We start from the raw sequence: 19,429 nt of genomic DNA, 5'->3' as shown, positions 1-19,429 counted from the left end.
GGGCTACCTAGAACGGGCCCCTTACGAACGAAGGAAGTATTGAAATGCGTCACAAACTTTCCGGCCGCAAGCTGCAGCGCAAGACCGGCCACCGCAACGCCATGTTCCGCAACATGGCTGCCGCGCTGATCAAGCACGAGCAGATCATGACCACCGCCCCCAAGGCGAAGGAACTGCGTCCCTACGTCGAAAAGCTGATCACGCTGGCAAAGCGTGGCGGTCTTTCGAACCGTCGCCTCGCGCAGGGCCGCCTGCAGGACGAAACACAGCTCAAGAAGCTGTTCGACGTCCTGGCCGAGCGTTATTCGGACCGTGACGGCGGCTACACCCGCATCATCAAGGCCGGCATCCGCGCTGGCGACGCCGCTCCGATGGCCGTCATCGAGCTCGTCGATCGCGACGTCGATGCCAAGGGCCAGGATTCGGGTCCGGTGATGAACGAGGAAGAGTTCGAAGACGCCTGAGGCGCCTTCGTAGCAAGACAAGCGGGGCTGGAAGGGAAACCTTCCGGCCCTTTTGTTTTGCCCGTGCGGGGCAATAAAGTTCAGGTAAAGTGCTTCCAATATTAACAGAGCCCTTGCCGATCAGAGCTCCGGGCGAAGGCTTCGAAAAGGGACGTTCGGAGCGCTTTCTTGGGTAAGTATCGGATTCTAAGTACAAAATGATATTCATAAAAATAGGCAAAATGCTGAACGGGGCCTGTCAGCCGAGTTCAGCGTGACCTCAGAGCGAATCACCTAGAAGAGGCTCAACCGAGGCAGTCCCGCCACGGTGCTTTCGAGGAGAGCCTCACATGACCAAGAACCTGAAGACCTTTGCGAAGGGTGGGATCGCAACGGCAGCCGTCGGCGCAATGGCGCTTGCGGGTGCTACGCCTGCCTACGCCGGCCACCGCGACAATGACGGGATTTCCGTCGGTGACGTGATCGCCGGGGCCGTGATCATCGGCGGCATCGCCGCTGTTGCCAGTGCCGCCAGCAAGAACCGTGGCTACGGCTATGACGACTATCGTTATGGCGACCGCGACTATCGTTACAACGACCGCGACTATCGCGGTGACCGCTGGTCGAGCCGCGGCAATCCGCGTGCTGCCGTGGAACGTTGCGTCAATGCGGCTCGCCAGGATGCCCGTCGCTACGGCTACAACTACGCCCAGGTCACCGACATCAGCGACGTCAAGGACACCCGCTACGGCTGGCGCGTAAAGGGTCGCATCATGGTCGACGGCAATTATCGCGGCGGACGCTATGACCGTTACGGCTATCGCGACAACTACAACCGCTACAACCGCTGGAACGACCGCGATAGCGGCAAGTTCACCTGCTACATCGAGCGTGGTCGCGTGACCGACGTCGATTTCAAGGGAATTCGCGGTCTCGGCTAAGCGACGAACCGTGCAATGACCACCACGGGCGGTTCAGGCTCCATGCAGCCTGGACCGCCTATTTTTTTGCCATCGTATCAGCCGCGCGTCTTGGTGGGGGCGGGCACTCTGGGGTAATCGGGCCATGACCAAGGTCTTCAAGCTTTCCGCCGCACCGGCAATCCTTGCCGCTCTCTCGCTCACCGCAACTCCCGTTCTCGCCGCCGATCTTCCGGCACCGGTCCCGGCCGTGTCGGTAGACGCTCCGATGGCTTGGGCCCCGGGTGAGGACGTCGTTCACAACCACTGGTACCGCTATCGTCGCAATCGCGTCGATGGTGGCGACATCCTTGCCGGCGTGCTGATCCTTGGCGGGATCGCCGCGATCGCCAGTGCAGCCAAGAATTCGCAGGACCGCCGCTATCGCGACCGCGACTATCCGCGTCCCTATCCCGATCAGCGCCGTGGCGACTGGAATTCGGGCTACGACGACACGCGCGGTATCGATCGCGCGATCAACACCTGCGTCGACGAGGTCGAACGCAATGCCCGCATCGAGACTGTCGATACGGTGAATCGCAACGCGCGCGGGTGGGAAGTGACCGGCACTCTCTACAATCGCGATGGATGGACCTGCTCGATCGGCCAGGACGGCCGGATCGAAGCGATCGACTATGGTCGCGGTCGCGAGGATCGCAACTACCAGGGCAGCAACGACGACGATCGGGGCGACCAGTCCTGGGAAGAACGCGACGACGAGGACCGTGGCGACCAGGCTCGTGACGATAGCCAGTACGGCGATGATTACTATGCCGCCGCACGAGCGCGCACGGATGCACAGGGTGGGGCGGATGCCACCTATCCCGGAGGTCCCTCGGCTGGGGCCCCGGTCGATGCCGACATCGAGTTCGGCACCGGCTATCAGGGCAAGGGCGCCTAGTCCCTGCCGTAGGCCGGGAGCGCGAGCTTCCACCTGATTGCGGCGAGGCGCAGGCCGAAACCTGCGCCCGTCGCCAGCACCCATGTCAGTTCTCGCGGTATCCCGATCGTTTCGCCAAGCACGGTGACGCTCGCGGATAGTGCGGCCGCTGTAACATAGAGTTCCGGCTTCATCAGGATTGACGGGCGACCCGCGATAACGTCGCGGATGATCCCGCCGGCGCAGCCTGTGATGATCCCCATCAACAGCGCGGGGATATGAGGCACGCCGTATTCCAGCGCCTTTGCCGTGCCGAGCACCGCATACGCAGCCAGCCCGAGGCCATCCGCGATCGAGAGAAATGTTCCTTCCCACCAGCGCGTTGGTGTGAACCAGGCAAAGAGCGCGACCCCGAGACAGATTGCGGCCACCCAGGCGTCGTGGATCCAGAATACCGGCGCCCCTATGAGGAGGTCACGGATCGTTCCTCCGCCAACGCCGGTCACCAGCGCGAAGAACGACAGCGTGACCATGGTCTGCTTCTCGCGCGCCGCAACGAGGGCACCGGTCAAGGCAAAAATCGCCACGCCTGCGAGGTCGAGCCAGTCGAGGACCGGGGTCAGGACCTCGCTGTTCATGCCGCGACGCGCGCCTTGCGGCGGCGGAACATCAGGATGCAGCCGAGCAGGGCGCCGAGAACGGACGGGACTGCGAAGAGGATCAGGATCGGGTGGTGCGTATCCTCGCGCGTCTGCAGGTCCATGATGTGAAGGCCCCAAACGAAATCGAACGTTCGCCACCAGCGCGTGCGGACCGCCTCGATCTCGCCGGTTTCCGTCCCGACATAGACATGGGTGCCATCAGCGAGCCGGACCTGCCAGACGGGTAGGGGACGCCGGAAATCGAGCGGCACGTCATCGGCCGCAAACCTGCTGGTGCCGGTAACCTTGTCGCCGCCAACGATCTCCTGCGCGACAAGCAGGCGCGCCTCGACCTCGGAAACCGGACCCATCCGGCGTCCGTCTGCGGCGAAGCGGTCGCTTGTTCCGTCGAGGTAGGCGATCCGGGTGATCGTCTCGCCGCGCTCGACGCGTGTCGTCACCGAACTGACCGGTTTGGTGCTTCCCGAAGGCAGCGATATTGCGATGCGGGTGTCTGCAGGCAACGCGGCCGGGGCGGCTTCCTTGCGAAGATGGTTGCCGCGCACTTCCTCGATCGGCTTGGCGACCATGACGAGACCCGTGACCGTCCACATCAGGACGGGCACGCCGACCAGCCAGCCAAGCCAGATGTGCCACTTTGCGAATTTGAGCATCATGCGCTGTTGCGCCATGCAGTCCCCGTCCTTTTCATTGACCCCCGAAGGCGGTCTGCTTTGGCCGAGCAGGCTCAGCCGTGCAACAGCTTCCCGATGGCACCCGCGGTGGCGATGCAATCGAGGTCGGACCAACGCGGCCCCATGACCTGCATGCCGCACGGCAAGCCGTCGGTCGCCCCGACCGGGACGACGGTGGAAGGAAGGTTGGGATAGGTGGCGATGCCTGCCCAGGCCAGCGCGTCGGCAAAGGCGGAATCCTTGCCGTTGATCGTGATGCGGCGCTGGTTGATCGGTGTAGCGTCGTGCTTGTAGGCAAGGAAGGGCAGCGGCGGCGCGAGGACGAAATCGTACTCGGCGAAAAGGTCGCCCCACGCGTATTCGCAGCGAGCCTGCCGGTCGAGCAGGAGGTAATAGTCGACCAGCGACATCTCCTTGCCGCCGGGTGCCGGACGACCGCGTGCCATGGCGACGTTGAGCAGGCGCAGGTAATCAGCATGCAACTCGGCCAGATCGGGAAGCAGCGCGCTGGTGCGGTCGATCGTGGCCCCGGCCTTTTCCAGTTCTGCCAGAGCTTCCTCGATGGGCACCCGCACGGAAGCGTCAACTTCGCTGACCGGATGCTCGAGCACGGCAAGGAAGCGGCACTCCGACAAAGACTTCTCTCGCCGCACGAGCGGTCGCGCAGTGGTGATCTCGAGCAGGGCGGTGAGGTCTTCGGCCGAACGGGCAAGGGGACCGACGACCGAAAGCGGGCCCTCGTGCACGTCGAGGCCGCCGGCCGCCGGATGCGTATGACCCCGCCTGCTGACGAGGCCGAAACTGGTCTTGTGGCCATAGATGCCATTGAAATGCGCCGGGTTGCGGATCGAGCTGCCGATATCGCTGCCGTATTCGCATGGCACCATTCCGCTAGCGACCGCTGCCGCCGAACCGCCGCTCGATCCGCCAGCCACCCGGTCATGATCGTGCGGATTGTTGGTGCGGCCGTAGACGGGGTTGTTGCTCTGCAGGTCGGCGAGGTCTGGGGGAACGTTGGTCTTGCCAAGGATGATCGCACCGGCGCCCTTCAGCAGGCGGACGACCTCCGCATCCTTGTCTACGATATTATCGGCATACTGCTCGTGACCGAATGTCGTCGGCAAACCCGCGACATTGAAGCTCTCCTTGACGGTCATGGGCACACCGAACAGCGGTTCGTCCGCGCTAGGCTGGCGCTTGCCAAGCGCCTTGGCCGCATCACGCGCGCGATCGAAATCGGTGACCGCGACCGCATTGATATGCGCATCGTGATGTTCGATGCGCGCGATCGCCGCTTCGACCGCTTCGATAGGCGACATGGATCCATTGCGGATCGCTGCGGCGGTTTCGAGTGCACCCGGCTGCTTGGTCAGTTTCGGATAAGCCATCGTCTCTCCCTCTCGCCCGCCTTGTCGGACAAGGTCGGTCGCCGGTCAATCGGCTGCTTGCGCGGGACACTTCGGACCCGCATGGCGTTGGATAACCAGAGACAAAGTCCCGGAGGAGATTCACATGCGTCGCGCCATCCTGCCCCTTCTGCTCGCCAGTGCTGCCTGCGCCCCGCTTGCCACCGAGACCAAGGTCGCAAGCACTGAAACGCCCGCCGCCCATGAAGGCTACGACATGGCGGCGCAGTACGCGAAGCTGGCCGAGATCCGCATGACACCCGACACCAGTTACCTCACGCCCGAGGAACGCGATGTGGTGAACATGCTGATCGAAGCATCGGGCTACATGGACAAGATCTACCTGCGCCAGCGCTACGCCGACAATCCGCAGGTTCGCGCAGCGATTGCCAACAGCAAGCGCGGCGACCGCGACATGCTGCTTGCAATGTTCGACCGCTATTTCGGCGCGTGGGACGATCTTGCCGAATTTCACCCGTTCTGGGGAACTACCCAGTTGCCCGAGGGAGCCGGCTTTTACCCGACCGAGCTGACGCGCGAGGAGTTCGATGCCTACCTTGCCGCTCATCCCGACCAGAAGGAGGCGCTGCTTAGTCCCTATACGGTGGTCAAGCGCGAGGGTGACCGGCTGGTCGCCGTGCCTTATTCCGTCGAGTACCGCGAATTCCTCGTTCCGGCCGCGCGCTTGCTTGAACAGGCCTCGCAACGCACCTCGAACCCCAGCCTCAAGAAGTTCCTTTCGCTGCGGGCGGCAAGCTTCCTCACCGACGACTATTTCGAGAGCGAGATGGCTTGGATGGATTTGAAGGACACGCCCATCGAAGTCGCGATTGGCCCCTACGAAGTCTACACCGACCGCCTCTACGGCACCAAGACCGCCTTCGAGAGCTTCGTTACCCTGCGCAATCCCGAGGAAAGCGCCGCGCTCGACAAGTACAAGCACTACCTGCGCGACATGGAAGGCAACCTCCCGATCGAGGACCAGTACAAGAACTTCCAGCGTGGCTTCGAAAGCCCCATCGCGGTGGCCGACCAAGTCCACGGCGGCGGCGACAATGTCCCCGGCGTGCAAACCATCGCCTTCAACCTGCCCAATGACGAGCGCGTGCGTGAGGCCAAGGGCGCGAAGAAGGTCATTCTCGCCAATGTTCTCGGCGCTAAATACGAGCGCATTCTCGATCCCATCGGCGATGTCGTGCTGAAGCCCGACCAGGCGAAGCTGGTGGCGAAGAAGTACATGGAACTCGAAACGCTGTTCCACGAGCTGTCGCACAGCCTCGGGCCGGGCACGATCACCAAGAACGGCCGCCAGACAACGGTGAACGAGGAGCTGAAGGAGCAGTACTCGGCGCTCGAGGAGAGCAAGGCCGACGTTATGGGCGTGTGGAACATCCTTTTCATGATGGAGAAGGGCGAGCTGCCCAAGGCGGAGAAGCAGCAACTGCTCGCCACCTATTTCGCGGGCATCTTCCGGGCGATGCGCTTCGGCATCGACGAGGCTCACGGCAAGGGCGCGGCGCTGCAGTACGGCTACCTCAAGGAGAAGGGTGCGTTCGCCTGGGATGGCGATAGCAATCGCTACGTCGTCGACTACGCACAGCTCGAAAGCGGGCTGGAAGACCTGCTCCACGACCAGCTCATGCTGCAGGCGCGTGGCGATTACGAAGGGACCAAGGCCTTTTTCGCGCGCTATGCCGTGCTCGATGCGGCGGCGAAAGCCAGGTTTGCCGCCATGGGCGACATACCGGTCGACATTCGGCCCCTTTACCCCGACGGCGTCTGACGGGCGAGGGCGAGTGCCACGCCGAAGCCGATGATCGGCGCCGCGCCATAGCCGATGAGGACGCTGGGGTAGTTTGACACCAGCGCGGCGAGCGAGAAGCCGAACAGGGCGCCTGCGAGCGCATGCCGTTCGGGTTTGGGCGCGTGAAGGGCATGGACAACGGTGAAGAACCCGCCGAGCAGGGCGGTGAGCAGTCCCAGTCCGATCAAGGGTGCGTCAAGCCCGAGCTGGATGAGCACGCGCTCGACAAAGGGCTGGGCTGGCAGTTCGCCGCGAAATCCGGCGATCAGGCTGGCAAGGAATGCCACTCCCGCCACAAGGACCAGTCGCCAGTCGCGCGTTGCGTTGTAGAGGCCGGCAGCTGCGAACATGACAGCGTAGCCTGTCGCGGCGTCCGGCTGGACGAAGGCAACAAGCAACGCCGTGAGCAGGATTGGCGGGGCATAGTCCGGCTCACGCGCTGCGAGGACGGCGATGGTCGGCAGGACGAGCGATCCCGCGTGGAGCTGGAACGGACCTAGGGGTAGCCAGCGGGAAATGCCGTTGAGGTGTGGTCCCGTTGCGAGCGGAAGGAAGAGAACGACCAGCAGCGCGATGAGAATTGCGCGGCGAAGGCGCAGGGATGGCTCGACAGCCGGGAGGAGGATGGCAGCCCAACCTGTCGCAAGGGCCACGGCGTTGATGACCGGATAGCTCGCTGGTGCTCCCCCGAGCCAAAGGTACGCGATACCGGCAAGGACCGGCAGGCCGAGCGCGAACAGTGCCGGATACCGCGCCGATGCCGTTCCTGTCGGGTGCATCGGCGCGGCTTCCATGGTCAGATGTGGATGGGCTTGCCCTGGACCGCCATCGCCGCTTCCTTGATCGCCTCTGAGTGCGTCGGGTGAGCGTGGCAGGTGTAGGCGATGTCCTCGCTGGTGGCACCGAATTCCATGGCCTGCGCGGCCTGGGCGATCATCGTGCCGGCGACCGATGCGATGGCCCAGACGCCGAGCACGCGGTCCGTCTCGGCATCGGCGATGACCTTCACGAAACCGTCCGGCTCATGGTTGGTCTTGGCGCGGCTGTTGGCCATCATCGGGAACTTGCCGACCTTGACCTTCGTCTTGTCGCCCAGCTTCTCGATCGCCTCTTCCTGCGTCAGGCCGACACCGGCAAACTCGGGCCAGGTGTAGACGACGCCGGGGATGACATCGTGGTTCACGATGCCGGTCTGTCCGGCGATGTTCTCGGCACATGCGATGCCTTCGTCCTCGGCCTTGTGCGCGAGCATCGGGCCGGGGACAACGTCGCCGATGGCCCACACGCCGTCGACCGCGGTGCGGAAGTCGTGATCGGTCTCGATCTGGCCGCGCTTGTTGAGCTCGAGGCCGATGTTTTCCAGGCCGAGGCCCGAGGTGTTCGGCCGACGACCGATGGATACGAGCACACAGTCTGCTTCCAGCGTCGTTGCCTCGCCGCCAGCGGCGGGTTCGAGCGTCAGCGTCGCCTTCTTGCCCTTGGCGGTGCAGCCGGTGACCTTGGTCGACAGGCGCAGTTCCATGCCCTGCTTCTTGAAGATCCTGCCCGCTTCCTTGCGGACTTCGCCGTCCATGCCGGGGAGCAGTTGGTCGAGATATTCGACCACGATCACCTCTGCCCCGAGACGACGCCAGACCGACCCGAGTTCCAGCCCGATCACGCCGCCACCAATGACGACCATCTTCTTCGGCACGGCCTTGAGTTCGAGCGCGCCGGTGGAATCGACCACCACCTGCTTGTCGTTGTCGACCTCGACACCGGGCAGGGGCGTGACTGAGGAGCCGGTGGCGATGATCACGTTCTTCGCGGTGACCGTCTCGTCGCCGACCCTGACCGTATGCGCGTCCTGGAAGGTGGCGTGGCCCTTCTTCCAGTCGACCTTGTTCTTCTTGAACAGGAACTCGATGCCACCGGTTAGCTGCTTCACCGCATCGCGGCGCTGGCCATGCATGGCGTCGAGATTGAGCTTCGGCGAAACTTCGATGCCCATATGCGCCATCGTGCCGTTTGCGGCGGCGTCGAAATACTCCGATGCGTGCAGCATGGCCTTTGACGGGATGCAGCCGACGTTGAGGCAGGTGCCGCCCAGCGTCTCGCGGCTTTCCGCGCAGGCGGTCTTGAGGCCCAGCTGTGCCGCGCGGATAGCGGCAACGTAACCGCCGGGACCGGCGCCGATGACGAGGACGTCGTAGTCGTATTCAGCCATGATTTCTTCCTCAGAGGTCGATCAGCATCCGCGTGGGATCTTCGATCGCTTCCTTGATGATCTTGAGTGCGGTGACCGCCTCGCGGCCGTCGATCAGGCGGTGGTCGTAGGACAGCGCGATGTACATCATCGGGCGGATCACGATCTCGCCGTTGCGCACGACCGGGCGGTCTTCGATGCGGTGGAGGCCGAGGACGGCGCTCTGCGGCGGATTGATGATCGGGGTCGACATCAGGCCGCCGAACACGCCGCCGTTGGAGATGGTGAAGGTGCCGCCCTTCATGTCTTCCATGGTGAGCGTGCCTTCCTTGGCGCGCTTGCCGAAGTCGGCAATGTCCTTCTCAATCTGTGCGAACGACTTGCTGTCGGCATCGCGTACAACTGGCACGACGAGGCCGTTGGGGGCCGAGACCGCGACCGAGATGTCGACGTAATCGTGGTAGACGATCTCGTCGCCGTCAATCTGCGCGTTGACGCCCGGGATGTCCTTCAGCGCCAGGCAGGCAGCCTTGGCGAAGAAGCTCATGAAGCCCAGCTTGATGTCGTGCTTCTTGGCAAACAGGTCCTTGTACCGTTCGCGCGCGGCCATCACTTCCGACATGTCGACGTCGTTGAAGGTGGTCAGCAGCGCGGCGGTTTCCTGCGCGCTCTTGAGGCGCTTGGCGATGGTCTGGCGCATGCGCGTCATCTTGACGCGTTCCTCGCGACGCTCGCCGGTGGCGGCGGCAACCGCGGCCGGACCGGCGGAGTCGGCCGGAGCGGTCGCAGGTGCGCTCGACTTGGCCTGAGCAGCGGCGACGACGTCTTCCTTGGTCAGGCGACCGTCCTTGCCGGTACCCTTGATCGTCGAGGGATCGACGCCGTGTTCGAGCACTGCGCGGCGAACGGCAGGCGACAGCGTCTGGGCGCTGTCGGAAGCGGCTTCCTTCGCCTGTGCAGGCGCGGGGGCGGGGGCGGGGGCAGGCGACGGGGCCGGGGCCTCGCGCGGTTCGATTGCGGTGGTCTCGCCTGCCGCCACGCCGTCGCTCACGACGGCGATGACCGCGCCGACCTCGACCGTGTCGCCGACGGCAACCTTGATCTCGGTGATCGTGCCCGCGACGGGCGAGGGCGCTTCGACCGCAACCTTGTCGGTCTCAAGGCTGACGATGGGCTCGTCCACCTTCACCGTGTCGCCGACCTTCTTGAGAAGTTCGCCGATGGTCGCTTCGGTGACCGATTCACCCAGCGTGGGGACTTTGACTTCGGTGGCCATGATATCGTTATTCCTTCCGGGGCCTCGATCAGTTGCAGGTGGTGCTGGCGGCGGAATTGTCGCCGTCGTTCAGGCCGAGCGCGATGTTGACCAGCGCTTCCTGCTGGACCTGGTGGCGGCTGGCGTAGCCGGTGGCTGGCGATGCAGCGACTTCGCGACCGGCATAGCAGGGACGCATGCCCTTCTTGCCCGCCGCGTCGGCAGCTTCCTCGATCAGGCGGTCGACGAAGAACCAGGCGCCATTGTTCTTCGGTTCTTCCTGGCACCAGACGATCTTCTCGAGGTTCTTCATCTTCTTGAGGCGCGCCGCGAGCGGTTCGCCGGGGAAGGGGTAGAGCTGCTCGATACGGACAACCGACACGTCCTCGAGGCCTGCCTCGTCACGGCGCTGCATGAGGTCGTAGGCGACCTTGCCGCTGCACAGCACGAGGCGCTTCACCTTGGCGTCGGCAATGTCCTTCATGTCCGACTTGATGCGCATGAAATGCGTATCGCCCATGAACTCGGCGGCATCCGACTTGGCGAGTGGATGACGCAGCAGGCTCTTGGGGGTCATGATGACCATGGGCTTGCGGAAGTTGCGCAGCATCTGGCGGCGAAGCACGTGGAAGTAGTTCGCCGGCGTGGTGATGTTGCACACCTGGATATTGTCGTTCGCACACAGCTGGAGGAAGCGTTCGAGACGCGCCGAGCTGTGTTCCGGACCCTGGCCCTCGTATCCGTGCGGCAGCAGCAGGACCAGGCCGTTGGCGCGCAGCCACTTGGCTTCGCCCGCGGCGATGAACTGGTCGATCATGATCTGCGCACCGTTGGCGAAATCGCCGAACTGCGCTTCCCACATCACCAGGCTCTTGGGATCGGCCATTGCGAAGCCGTATTCGAAGCCGAGCACGCCGTATTCGGACAGCGGGCTGTCGTAGACCTCGAACTTGCCATGCGGCAGCTGGCAGAGCGGGATGTACTTGCGCTCGGTGTTCTGGTCGACCCAGACGGCATGGCGCTGGCTGAAGGTGCCGCGTCCCGAATCCTGGCCCGACAGGCGGACACCGAAGCCTTCGGTGACGAGGCTGCCGAAGGCGAGCGCTTCCGCCGTAGCCCAGTCGAACCCGGAACCGCTGGCGAACATGTCCTCCTTGGCCTTGAGCACGCGGCCCAGGGTCTTGTGGATGGTCAGGTCGTCAGGGACGGTCGTGAGCGTGCGGCCAAGGCTGTCGAACAGCTTCTTGGGGATCGCTGTCTCGACGTTACGGCGCGCGTTTTCGGGATCGGCAGGCTTGTTCATGCCGGCCCAGCGCCCGCCGAACCAGTCGGCCACGTCGGGCTTGTATTCCTTCGCAGCGGCGAATTCCTGCTCGAGGTGCTCGTTGAACTCGTCGCACAGCTTGTCGGCATCGCCCGGCGCAATCACACCCTCTGCCTCGAGGCGGGCGGCGTAGATCTTGCTGACCTTGGGATGTTCGCGAATGCGGTCGTACATCAGCGGCTGGGTGAACTTGGGCTCGTCGCCCTCGTTGTGGCCGAAGCGGCGATAGCACCACATGTCGATCACGATGTCGCGGCCGAAGACCTGGCGGTATTCGATGGCCAGCTTGCAGGCGAAGGTCACCGCTTCCGGATCGTCGCCGTTGACGTGCAGGATCGGTGCCTGGACGCCCTTGGCGACGTCGCTGGGGTAGGGCGAGGAGCGCGCGAACTTGGGGCTCGTCGTGAAGCCGATCTGGTTGTTGATGACGAAGTGCAGGCAGCCACCGGTGTTGTAGCCGCGCACGCCCGAGAAGCCGAGACACTCCCACACGATGCCCTGGCCTGCGAAGGCCGCGTCGCCGTGGAGGAGGACGGGGAGGACCTGCTCGTGCTTCTTGAGGTCGTCACGGATGGCCTGCTGCGCGCGGGCCTTGCCGAGAACGACTGGGTTCACCGCCTCGAGGTGCGAGGGGTTGGGCACAAGGCTCATGTGCACGTCGATACCGTCGAAGCTGCGGTCGGTGCTGGTGCCGAGGTGGTACTTCACGTCGCCCGAACCGCCGACATCGTCGGGGTTGGCGCTGCCGCCGGAGAATTCGTGGAAGATGACCTTGTATGGCTTGCCCATCACGTTCGCGAGGACGTTCAGGCGGCCGCGGTGGGCCATGCCGTAGATGATCTCGCGCACGCCGAGCTGGCCGCCGTACTTGATCACCGCCTCGAGCGCGGGGATCATCGATTCACCGCCGTCCAGGCCGAAACGCTTGGTGCCGACGTATTTCTTGCCGAGGAAGGCTTCGTACTGCTCGCCGCGGATGACCGAGGCGAGGATGGCGCGCTTGCCCTCGGGCGTGAACTGGATCGTGTCCTCGGGCGTCTCGAACTTGTCCTGGAGGAAGCGGCGCTCCTCGGTGTCCGAGATGTGCATGTATTCGAGGCCGACATTGCCGCAATAGGTGCTGCGCAGCGCCTCGTAGAGGTCGCGGACCTTGACCCATTCGAAGCCGAACACGCCGCCGACATAGACTTCGCGGTCGAGCTGGTTCTCGAACCCGTGCCATTCGAGCGTCAGGTCCTCGGGTACGTCGTGGTGCGACAGGCCCAGCGGATCGAGGTTCGCCGCAAGGTGACCGCGAACGCGATAGAGCCGGACGAGCAGCATCGCGCGGATGGAATCGTCTGCCGCCTGTTCCACGGCCTTTGCATCGAGAGCCTTGCCAGCCTTCTCGGCCGCCTGCGCGACCGCGATGCGCATCTGCGTCGGGTCGAGCGCGGCAGTCAGGTCGGCGCCGCTGTCGACGACGTCGGACAGCCAGCTGCGGCTGCTGCCCCAACTCGGGCCCGGTTGCGGACCTTCCTGGTTGCCCAGCTCGGGCAGGAAATCATGGCTTTCGTTACCCATCTGGGTCACCTTTCGCGCCGACGCTTGTGTCGGCTCCTATCTGGCAATGCCTTTACGGTGCGGAAGGCTCCCGGGGAGGAGACAGCCTGTCCGCAATCGTCGGTCAGGCGAGTTCCTTCAACAGCGCGTCGAGCGTGGTGCCGAGTTCGCTGGGCGAGGGCGAAACGCGGATGCCCGCCTTCTCCATCGCGGCGATCTTGTCTTCTGCGCCGCCCTGGCCGCCCGAAACGATGGCGCCCGCGTGACCCATGCGGCGGCCCGGAGGCGCCGTGCGACCGGCGATGAAGCCGACCATCGGCTTCTTCACGCCCTGCTTCGCCTTGTAGGCGATGAATTCGGCGGCTTCTTCCTCGGCGCTGCCGCCGATTTCGCCGATCATGATGATCGACTTGGTTTCGTCATCCTTGAGGAAGAGGTCGAGCACGTCGATGAAGTTGGTGCCGTTGACCGGGTCGCCGCCGATACCGACCGCGGTGGTCTGGCCAAGGCCGACCATCGTGGTCTGGTGGACAGCTTCATAGGTCAGCGTGCCCGAACGCGAGACTACGCCGACCGAACCCTTCTGGAAGATGCTGCCGGGCATGATGCCGATCTTGCATTCGCCCGGGGTCAGGACGCCCGGGCAGTTGGGGCCGATGAGGCGCGACTTCGAACCCGACAGCGCGCGCTTCACGCGAACCATGTCGAGCACCGGAATACCTTCGGTGATGCAAACGATCAGTTCGACTTCGGCATCGATAGCCTCGAGGATCGAATCCGCAGCGAACGGCGGCGGCACGTAGATGCACGATGCGGTCGCACCGGTGGCAGCCTTGGCTTCGGCGACCGTGTCATAGACCGGCAGGTCGATGTGGGTGGTGCCGCCCTTGCCGGGAGTCACGCCCGCAACCATCTGCGTGCCATAGGCAAGCGCCTGCTGCGTGTGGAAGGTACCGGTGTCACCGGTCATCCCCTGAGTGATGACCTTGGTGTTCTTGTCGACGAGGATGCTCACGAGGGCCTCTCCTTGGATTTGATTTCTAGGGGTGCTCAGGCGAGCGAGTTGTCGAGGCCCTTGCAGGCCACCAGCAGTTCCTCGACCGCGTCGGTCGAGACCTTGAGGTTGGCCTTTTCCTCGTCCGACAGGGCGATTTCGACCACGTCCTCAATGCCGTTCGCGCCGATGACCGCGGGCACGCCGACATAGAGGCCGTCGAGGCCGTACTTGCCGTCGACATAGGCCGCGACGGGGAGGATGCGCTTCTGGTCGCCGAGATAGGCTTCGGCCATCGCGATCGCGCTGGTGGCGGGGGCGTAGTAGGCCGAGCCGGTCTTGAGCAGGCCGACGATCTCGCCGCCGCCCGAGCGGGTGCGCTGGACGATCTCGTCGATGCGGCTTTCAGCGACGCCCTTGATCTTGGCGAAGTCCTTGACCGGGATGCCGTTGATCGTGGTGTAGCTGGTGACGGGAACCATGGTGTCGCCGTGACCGCCGAGGACGAAAGCGTTCACGTCCTTCACCGAAACGCCGAATTCCCAGGCAAGGAAGGTCGCGAAGCGCGCGCTGTCGAGCACGCCGGCCATGCCGACGACCTTGTTGTGCGGCAGGCCGCTGAATTCGCGCAGCGCCCAGACCATCGCGTCGAGCGGGTTGGTGATGCAGATCACGAAAGCGTCGGGGCAGTTGTTCTTGATGCCTTCGCCGACCGCCTTCATCACCGACAGGTTGATGCCGAGCAGGTCGTCGCGGCTCATGCCCGGCTTGCGCGGCACGCCGGCGGTGACGATCACCACGTCGGCGCCGGCGATGTCGGCATAATCGTTGGTGCCGGTAATCTTCGCGTCGAAGCCTTCGACCGGGCCGCACTGCGACAGGTCGAGCGCCTTGCCCTGCGGAATGCCCTCGGCGATGTCGAACAGGACGATGTCGCCCATTTCCTTCTTCGCGGCGAGGTGGGCGAGTGTGCCACCAATCATGCCGGAGCCGATGAGGGCGATCTTCTTGCGAGCCATAGGGGGAAGGGTCCTTGTTCCTGCCGCGGGACCAGTCGTGAAACCCGGACCGAAATGGGCCATACCGAAATGTCCCGCGAAGGCGGCACGGCACCCGGTCGATTGCGAGTGCGACCTAGGCCTCTGGGGTGGGGTTTGCAACCTTCAATTGGACGCTACGTCCAACTATCTTTGCAAATGGTTCGCAATTGCAATAACGCTGGGTTTGCGCGGCCTGAACGGGCCTGTTTCCGAAGTATATTATGTCTAACCCGCGCGGCGGCGGAAGAGTTCCTCGGGCGCGGTCTCGCGCTCTTCAGCCAGGAGCAGGGCAGCCTGGTAGGCCGGGACCGCGCGGCTGAAATGGTAGCCTTGTCCGTGGGTGCAACCTGCCTCGCGTACTGCCCGCACCTGGTCGATGGTTTCAAGGCCCTCGGCGACGATCTCCATCCCCAGCGACTTGCCCATTTGCGAAACCGCCCGGATGATGGCGTCGCTCTTGCGACCTGCCTGCGAGCCGGAGACGAAGCTGCGGTCGACCTTGATCTTCGAGAAGGGCCACTGGTTGATGTAGCCGAGGGACGAGTACCCTGTTCCGAAGTCGTCGAGTGCGAAGCGGACGCCCATGCCCGACAGCTCCTCGATGAACATTGCGATGTTGGGACTGTCTTCGAGGAACAGGCCCTCGGTGACCTCCAGTTCGAGCCTTTCGGGCGGTAGGCCTGCCTCGCGGAAAGCGCTGATGATCCCGAGAGCCGCGCCGGGGACCTTGAGCTGGAGTGGCGAGAGGTTGACCGCCACGCGAACCTCCTCCGGCCAGCTCGTCGCGACGCTGGCTGCCTGTGCGGTCAACCAGTTGCCCAGTGTCACTATGGCACCCGACTCCTCGGCGATGGGAATGAATTCGTCGGGCGAAATCTCGCCGCGTTCGGGATGGAACCAGCGCACGAGCGCTTCGAAGCAGCGGATCCGTCCGGTTTCCAGCTCGACAATCGGCTGGAAATAGACCGCCAGCTCGTTCTCGCGCAGTGCCCGACGCAATTCGGTTTCGATTTCCCGCCGGTGTGCGATGTCCCGGGCCATCGAGTGATCGAAGAACCGGATCTGGCGGCTTCCGTCCGCCTTGGCTTCGAACAGGGCGAGGTCTGCGCGCTTCAACAATATATCGGCAGAGATCCCGTCGTCGGGAAGCATGGCAATGCCGATCGAACCGCCCAACTCGATCCTCTCGCCATCGATACGGATGGGTCGCACGAGTTCGGCGAGCATCTGTTCCGAAAGCTTTTCCGCGGTCTTTCGTTCGGCGACCGGGCAGACGACCACAAACTCATCCCCGGCAAATCGGGCAACGATACCGCGGGCATCGACAAGGCGAGTGAGCCGCTCGCCTGTTTCGCGCAGGACCTTGTCGCCTGCCTGATGGCCCTTGAGTTCGTTCACATCCTTGAAGCGGTCGAGGTCGACCCAGAAGATCGCTACTTGCGCACGTTCATCTGCCGTTGCGAGAATTTCCACCAGCCGCCGGTCGAGCCCGGCCCGGTTGTACAGACCTGTCACATGGTCGGTCAGGGCGAGGCGCTCCATGTTGCTCGCCAGTTGCGCGCTGCGTTCTGCGGCATCGATCGACTGGCGCAGGGTGCGAAAGACCGAGAAAGTCACCCCGTACATGGCCGGGAAGAGCAGCACGATGTTGATCGCCATGAAGGCGCCCATCCGGCTATGCGTCGCAATCATCGCAAAGAAGATCGGAATCGATACCAGCGATAGTTGCGCCATAGCCAGCTTCGGTCGGGCGCCGTTGTGTGCGCATACGCCGACGCCATAACCGATGGCGTTGGCAATCATCAGTACCTGCGCCAGCGCTGGCAGGTCGAGCTGGACGCTTGCGCCTGCGATCAGGCCCAGGACCAGAGCATACGCGTATGCGCCGACCGTGTAGGCAGTCTCGACCCTGAAGATGGAAATGTCGCCGGGGTGGTGGCGCAAGTGGTTCGCATTTACCACGCGCAGGATGGCAATCGAACTCAGCAGGAATGAAAGGGAGTAGAAGGTCGACTTGTCGGTGAAAAATGCGACGGCTGCGCTGGCGAGAACGCCGTTCAGCGCCCCGAACATCAAAGCTGTCGGCCGGGCATATAGCGTGTCGACAAGGACGCGGCGCGTCTTGTCGGACATCTGTTCCCCCTTCGCTCCCGACGAAAGGAAACTGCGCAACCCGGAAGAAATCGAACGTTCCCCCATGTTCTGGCGACCTACGGGTAAACTCTCAGTTTTCGGTTAACGCACGGGGCCGAAGTGCCAACACAAGCGGCGACTTCCCGGCTGCGATCAATAGATGAGCGAGTTGGCGCGGTTGACGCGCCGCTCTACCTTTGCGGCAAGACCGCGGTCGAGCGCACGACAGACGCCAAGCCACCAGGCGAAAGCTTCCGCATCGCCGTCGTGAAAGGCTTCTTCGGCGTGCTGGCTGGCCGCCTCCGCAGCTCCCATGCCGTGCTCGGCAAAATGCTTGAGTGCAGCCCGCATCACATGATCGAAAGAGGTCGCTTCGGCGGCAAGCTGTGCAGCACTGCCGTTGTCGTTGGCGGCCCTCGCAAGAGCTTTTCGCGCCAGGGCACGGGCTATCGGCGAATGTGCGGTCGACCGGGCGGCGGCGAAATGGACGGGCATGCAGGCGGCTCCTGGAAACTCATGGCCATTGCTACTGGCCTTCGCGCCTGCCTAGCCGCATCGCGACTAAGCATCTGTTCCGCAGCATGGTTTTGAAAAGGTAAAACTCCCGCTCGACGGAAGAGTTAGTCGGACTTCCCGGCCTTGGCCGGATCGCGCAGCCAGCGTCCGCTGTTGGCGTATTCGGCTTTCACCCGTCCGGATTGGGGCAGCTTGTCGGTGGGCTGGGCCGCAGGCGCTGCAACATTCGTCGGGGCAGCTGCGCCGACAGGGGCATCGGCTTGTCCATCGACGCCGAGTGCCGAATTGGGCGGTGGCACCGATGCACGCGCAGCCGGTGAAGACGAAGCTTCCGTGGTGCGCGCGTTAGAAGCCGCCAAGGGCTCGACACCGACATAGGCATTCGTGAAGGCGCCCGCTTTCCCGGCGCCGCCCTTCCAGCGATAGAAACGGTGCGCACCTATGCTGCCGACATAGTCGAGGCTGGCCGCCCAATAGGGGTTAACGTAGTTCGTGTGGTAGTGCGTGGCGAGGCCGACCGGCTTGAACACGTAACCGGCCAACGCAGCCAGCGCGATCGACTGTGCGCGGGCCCAGCCCTGGCGCGAAGGTCGGCGGTCGAGCGAGCCGTCGCAGGTAAAGGTAAACTGGCAACCGGTCTTGCGCTCCGACCCCTGGAAGACGACCCCGCATACGCTGGCCGGGTAGGCCGGATGCGCAACGCGGTTGAGGACGACCTGCGCGACCGCTTCCTGGCCTTCGTAGCTTTCGCTCGCTGCCTCGTAATAGACGGCCATGGACAGGCACTGGAGTGCCCGTGCCTTGTCGAGCCCGCTCCCCGCGGCGCGGAAGGCCTGTGCGGCTGCGCCGGCCCCATGGCTGCGGGTGAACTGGACGGTTTCCAGCCTGCCTTCCTCGCGGCGCATGTCCGAAAGGTCGGCGGCGAGGATGGGCGCGTCCTCGAGATAATAGAAGGCCGAACCGGGGAAACTCTCGCCTGCCGTTTCGAAAGGCATGGGCGACAACGGCACGCGCTCCTCGACGAGTCCGAAGGCAGTGCCGATCGCTTCCCACTTCCCCTCGGCAGCGTAGGTGGGAAGGGCGATTGCGGCGGCGAGGACGCCCGCGCGAATTGCGAACTGGCGGCGGCCATGGCGTGATTGATCGCGGCGACGGGCGCGCGGACGCGTGGCGCGCGAAGCACCCTCGATCTGCCATTCGTCCTGTCGCGTCTGGTAGTTCAACCCGTCTGCCTTTTGCCTGGCCCATAGCGCATGGGCACGCGCGCCGGGAATCATCCCGTCGTACCGTGTCCCGCATTAACGCAGATTGCTTAACGAAGCCCGTCTCTTGTGCAGCGCAACAGCGCGGTGTAGTGGCGGCACCGCGTCATGGGTTGGCCTGTTCGCGCAGGCCCGAAGAGGGAAGAGGGTGAAATGCCCTCGCTGCCCCCGCAACTGTGACCGGGGAGCGATCCCGCCACATGCCACTGGACCGCGCGTCCGGGAAGGCGGCGGGCGAGCGATGATCCGGGAGCCAGGAGACCTGCCTGTGCGCGTCGTTCGGCCGCGGGCGGGGTGTACCGATGGCAAACGTGGATGCGAGCAATTCTGCTCCTTCCCGTCATGAGCGA

Annotated in this window: 16 protein-coding genes and 1 riboswitch; of the genes, 4 read left to right on the top strand and 12 right to left on the bottom strand. The window is 64.0% G+C overall.

Annotation, left to right across the window (positions count from 1 at the left end):
- The first annotated feature begins 44 nt into the window (after positions 1-44).
- The 3 genes from rplQ (at position 45) to IRL76_RS07680 (ending at position 2,303) form a co-directional block, all read left to right on the top strand.
- Entirely contained in the window at positions 45-464 is a 420-nt protein-coding gene (rplQ, locus tag IRL76_RS07690) for a 50S ribosomal protein L17 (RefSeq protein ID WP_200980803.1), read from the top strand.
- A 329-nt stretch (positions 465-793) separates the two neighbouring features.
- Positions 794-1,384: a hypothetical protein gene (locus IRL76_RS07685; protein ID WP_200980802.1), complete on the top strand. Its 591-nt coding sequence runs from the start codon at positions 794-796 to the stop codon at positions 1,382-1,384.
- Positions 1,385-1,508: 124 nt separating this feature from the next.
- The gene (locus IRL76_RS07680) at positions 1,509-2,303 is read left to right on the top strand and encodes a hypothetical protein (protein WP_200980801.1); all 795 of its coding nucleotides are present in this window, start codon (positions 1,509-1,511) and stop codon (positions 2,301-2,303) included.
- On the opposite strand, the gene IRL76_RS07675 is transcribed toward IRL76_RS07680, so the two are convergent.
- From IRL76_RS07675 to IRL76_RS07665, 3 genes are read right to left on the bottom strand one after another with little or no spacing between them, the layout of a single operon-like run.
- Complete coding sequence (locus IRL76_RS07675; RefSeq protein WP_200980800.1) at positions 2,300-2,920, bottom strand: trimeric intracellular cation channel family protein; 621 nt, start codon at positions 2,918-2,920, stop codon at positions 2,300-2,302. The two genes, IRL76_RS07680 and IRL76_RS07675, sit on opposite strands and share 4 nt — an antisense overlap.
- On the bottom strand, positions 2,917-3,615 hold the full coding sequence (locus tag IRL76_RS07670; RefSeq protein ID WP_200980799.1) for a PepSY domain-containing protein: 699 nt from the start codon (positions 3,613-3,615) through the stop codon (positions 2,917-2,919). The genes IRL76_RS07675 and IRL76_RS07670 overlap by 4 nt, the downstream gene beginning before the upstream one ends.
- 56 nt (positions 3,616-3,671) lie before the next feature.
- Positions 3,672-5,006, bottom strand: a complete 1,335-nt coding sequence (locus IRL76_RS07665; RefSeq protein WP_200980798.1) for an amidase family protein — start codon at positions 5,004-5,006, stop codon at positions 3,672-3,674.
- Between the two features lie 124 nt (positions 5,007-5,130).
- Here IRL76_RS07665 and IRL76_RS07660 point away from each other — a divergent pair, with 124 nt between their 5' ends.
- Complete coding sequence (locus tag IRL76_RS07660) at positions 5,131-6,807, top strand: dipeptidyl-peptidase 3 family protein (RefSeq protein ID WP_200980797.1); 1,677 nt, start codon at positions 5,131-5,133, stop codon at positions 6,805-6,807.
- On the opposite strand, the gene IRL76_RS07655 is transcribed toward IRL76_RS07660, so the two are convergent.
- The 9 genes from IRL76_RS07655 to IRL76_RS07615 all read right to left on the bottom strand — a co-directional run bounded on the left by IRL76_RS07655 (position 6,789) and on the right by IRL76_RS07615 (position 19,040).
- Positions 6,789-7,622: a hypothetical protein gene (locus IRL76_RS07655; RefSeq protein ID WP_246449597.1), complete on the bottom strand. Its 834-nt coding sequence runs from the start codon at positions 7,620-7,622 to the stop codon at positions 6,789-6,791. The two genes, IRL76_RS07660 and IRL76_RS07655, sit on opposite strands and share 19 nt — an antisense overlap.
- 2 nt (positions 7,623-7,624) lie before the next feature.
- On the bottom strand, positions 7,625-9,034 hold the full coding sequence (gene lpdA, locus IRL76_RS07650; protein ID WP_200980796.1) for a dihydrolipoyl dehydrogenase: 1,410 nt from the start codon (positions 9,032-9,034) through the stop codon (positions 7,625-7,627).
- Positions 9,035-9,044: 10 nt separating this feature from the next.
- The gene (gene odhB, locus IRL76_RS07645) at positions 9,045-10,289 is read right to left on the bottom strand and encodes a 2-oxoglutarate dehydrogenase complex dihydrolipoyllysine-residue succinyltransferase (RefSeq protein WP_200980795.1); all 1,245 of its coding nucleotides are present in this window, start codon (positions 10,287-10,289) and stop codon (positions 9,045-9,047) included.
- Between the two features lie 28 nt (positions 10,290-10,317).
- The gene (locus tag IRL76_RS07640) at positions 10,318-13,155 is read right to left on the bottom strand and encodes a 2-oxoglutarate dehydrogenase E1 component (protein WP_200984229.1); all 2,838 of its coding nucleotides are present in this window, start codon (positions 13,153-13,155) and stop codon (positions 10,318-10,320) included.
- Between the two features lie 103 nt (positions 13,156-13,258).
- On the bottom strand, positions 13,259-14,149 hold the full coding sequence (gene sucD, locus IRL76_RS07635; protein ID WP_200980794.1) for a succinate--CoA ligase subunit alpha: 891 nt from the start codon (positions 14,147-14,149) through the stop codon (positions 13,259-13,261).
- A gap of 35 nt (positions 14,150-14,184) precedes the next feature.
- Positions 14,185-15,147, bottom strand: coding sequence for a malate dehydrogenase (mdh, locus tag IRL76_RS07630; RefSeq protein WP_200980793.1), 963 nt, complete (start codon positions 15,145-15,147; stop codon positions 14,185-14,187).
- Between the two features lie 246 nt (positions 15,148-15,393).
- Positions 15,394-17,301, bottom strand: coding sequence for a putative bifunctional diguanylate cyclase/phosphodiesterase (locus IRL76_RS07625; protein ID WP_200980792.1), 1,908 nt, complete (start codon positions 17,299-17,301; stop codon positions 15,394-15,396).
- A 153-nt stretch (positions 17,302-17,454) separates the two neighbouring features.
- Entirely contained in the window at positions 17,455-17,796 is a 342-nt protein-coding gene (locus IRL76_RS07620; protein ID WP_200980791.1) for a hypothetical protein, read from the bottom strand.
- A gap of 125 nt (positions 17,797-17,921) precedes the next feature.
- Positions 17,922-19,040 (bottom strand): cell wall hydrolase, encoded by a 1,119-nt coding sequence (locus IRL76_RS07615; protein ID WP_246449596.1) that lies wholly within the window; start codon positions 19,038-19,040, stop codon positions 17,922-17,924.
- Between the two features lie 146 nt (positions 19,041-19,186).
- Positions 19,187-19,350, top strand: a riboswitch (cobalamin riboswitch).
- The last annotated feature ends 79 nt before the right edge of the window (positions 19,351-19,429 follow it).

The sequence above is a fragment of the Qipengyuania soli genome (assembly GCF_015529805.1).
Taxonomy (GTDB): Bacteria; Pseudomonadota; Alphaproteobacteria; order Sphingomonadales; family Sphingomonadaceae; genus Qipengyuania; species Qipengyuania soli.
This window is presented reverse-complemented; position numbering and strand designations above follow the sequence as displayed.

Bases quoted from the DNA above. Each gene is read 5' to 3' on its own strand.
- rplQ (WP_200980803.1), top strand. From the start codon at position 45: ATGCGTCACAAACTTTCCGGCCGCAAGCTGCAGCGCAAGACCGGCCAC.
- mdh (WP_200980793.1), bottom strand. From the start codon at position 15,147: ATGGCTCGCAAGAAGATCGCCCTCATCGGCTCCGGCATGATTGGTGGC.
- lpdA (WP_200980796.1), bottom strand. From the start codon at position 9,034: ATGGCTGAATACGACTACGACGTCCTCGTCATCGGCGCCGGTCCCGGC.
- IRL76_RS07685 (WP_200980802.1), top strand. From the start codon at position 794: ATGACCAAGAACCTGAAGACCTTTGCGAAGGGTGGGATCGCAACGGCA.
- IRL76_RS07670 (WP_200980799.1), bottom strand. From the start codon at position 3,615: ATGGCGCAACAGCGCATGATGCTCAAATTCGCAAAGTGGCACATCTGG.
- IRL76_RS07660 (WP_200980797.1), top strand. From the start codon at position 5,131: ATGCGTCGCGCCATCCTGCCCCTTCTGCTCGCCAGTGCTGCCTGCGCC.
- IRL76_RS07620 (WP_200980791.1), bottom strand. From the start codon at position 17,796: ATGCCCGTCCATTTCGCCGCCGCCCGGTCGACCGCACATTCGCCGATA.
- IRL76_RS07655 (WP_246449597.1), bottom strand. From the start codon at position 7,622: ATGGAAGCCGCGCCGATGCACCCGACAGGAACGGCATCGGCGCGGTAT.
- IRL76_RS07665 (WP_200980798.1), bottom strand. From the start codon at position 5,006: ATGGCTTATCCGAAACTGACCAAGCAGCCGGGTGCACTCGAAACCGCC.
- IRL76_RS07675 (WP_200980800.1), bottom strand. From the start codon at position 2,920: ATGAACAGCGAGGTCCTGACCCCGGTCCTCGACTGGCTCGACCTCGCA.
- IRL76_RS07640 (WP_200984229.1), bottom strand. From the start codon at position 13,155: ATGGGTAACGAAAGCCATGATTTCCTGCCCGAGCTGGGCAACCAGGAA.
- IRL76_RS07625 (WP_200980792.1), bottom strand. From the start codon at position 17,301: ATGTCCGACAAGACGCGCCGCGTCCTTGTCGACACGCTATATGCCCGG.
- odhB (WP_200980795.1), bottom strand. From the start codon at position 10,289: ATGGCCACCGAAGTCAAAGTCCCCACGCTGGGTGAATCGGTCACCGAA.
- IRL76_RS07680 (WP_200980801.1), top strand. From the start codon at position 1,509: ATGACCAAGGTCTTCAAGCTTTCCGCCGCACCGGCAATCCTTGCCGCT.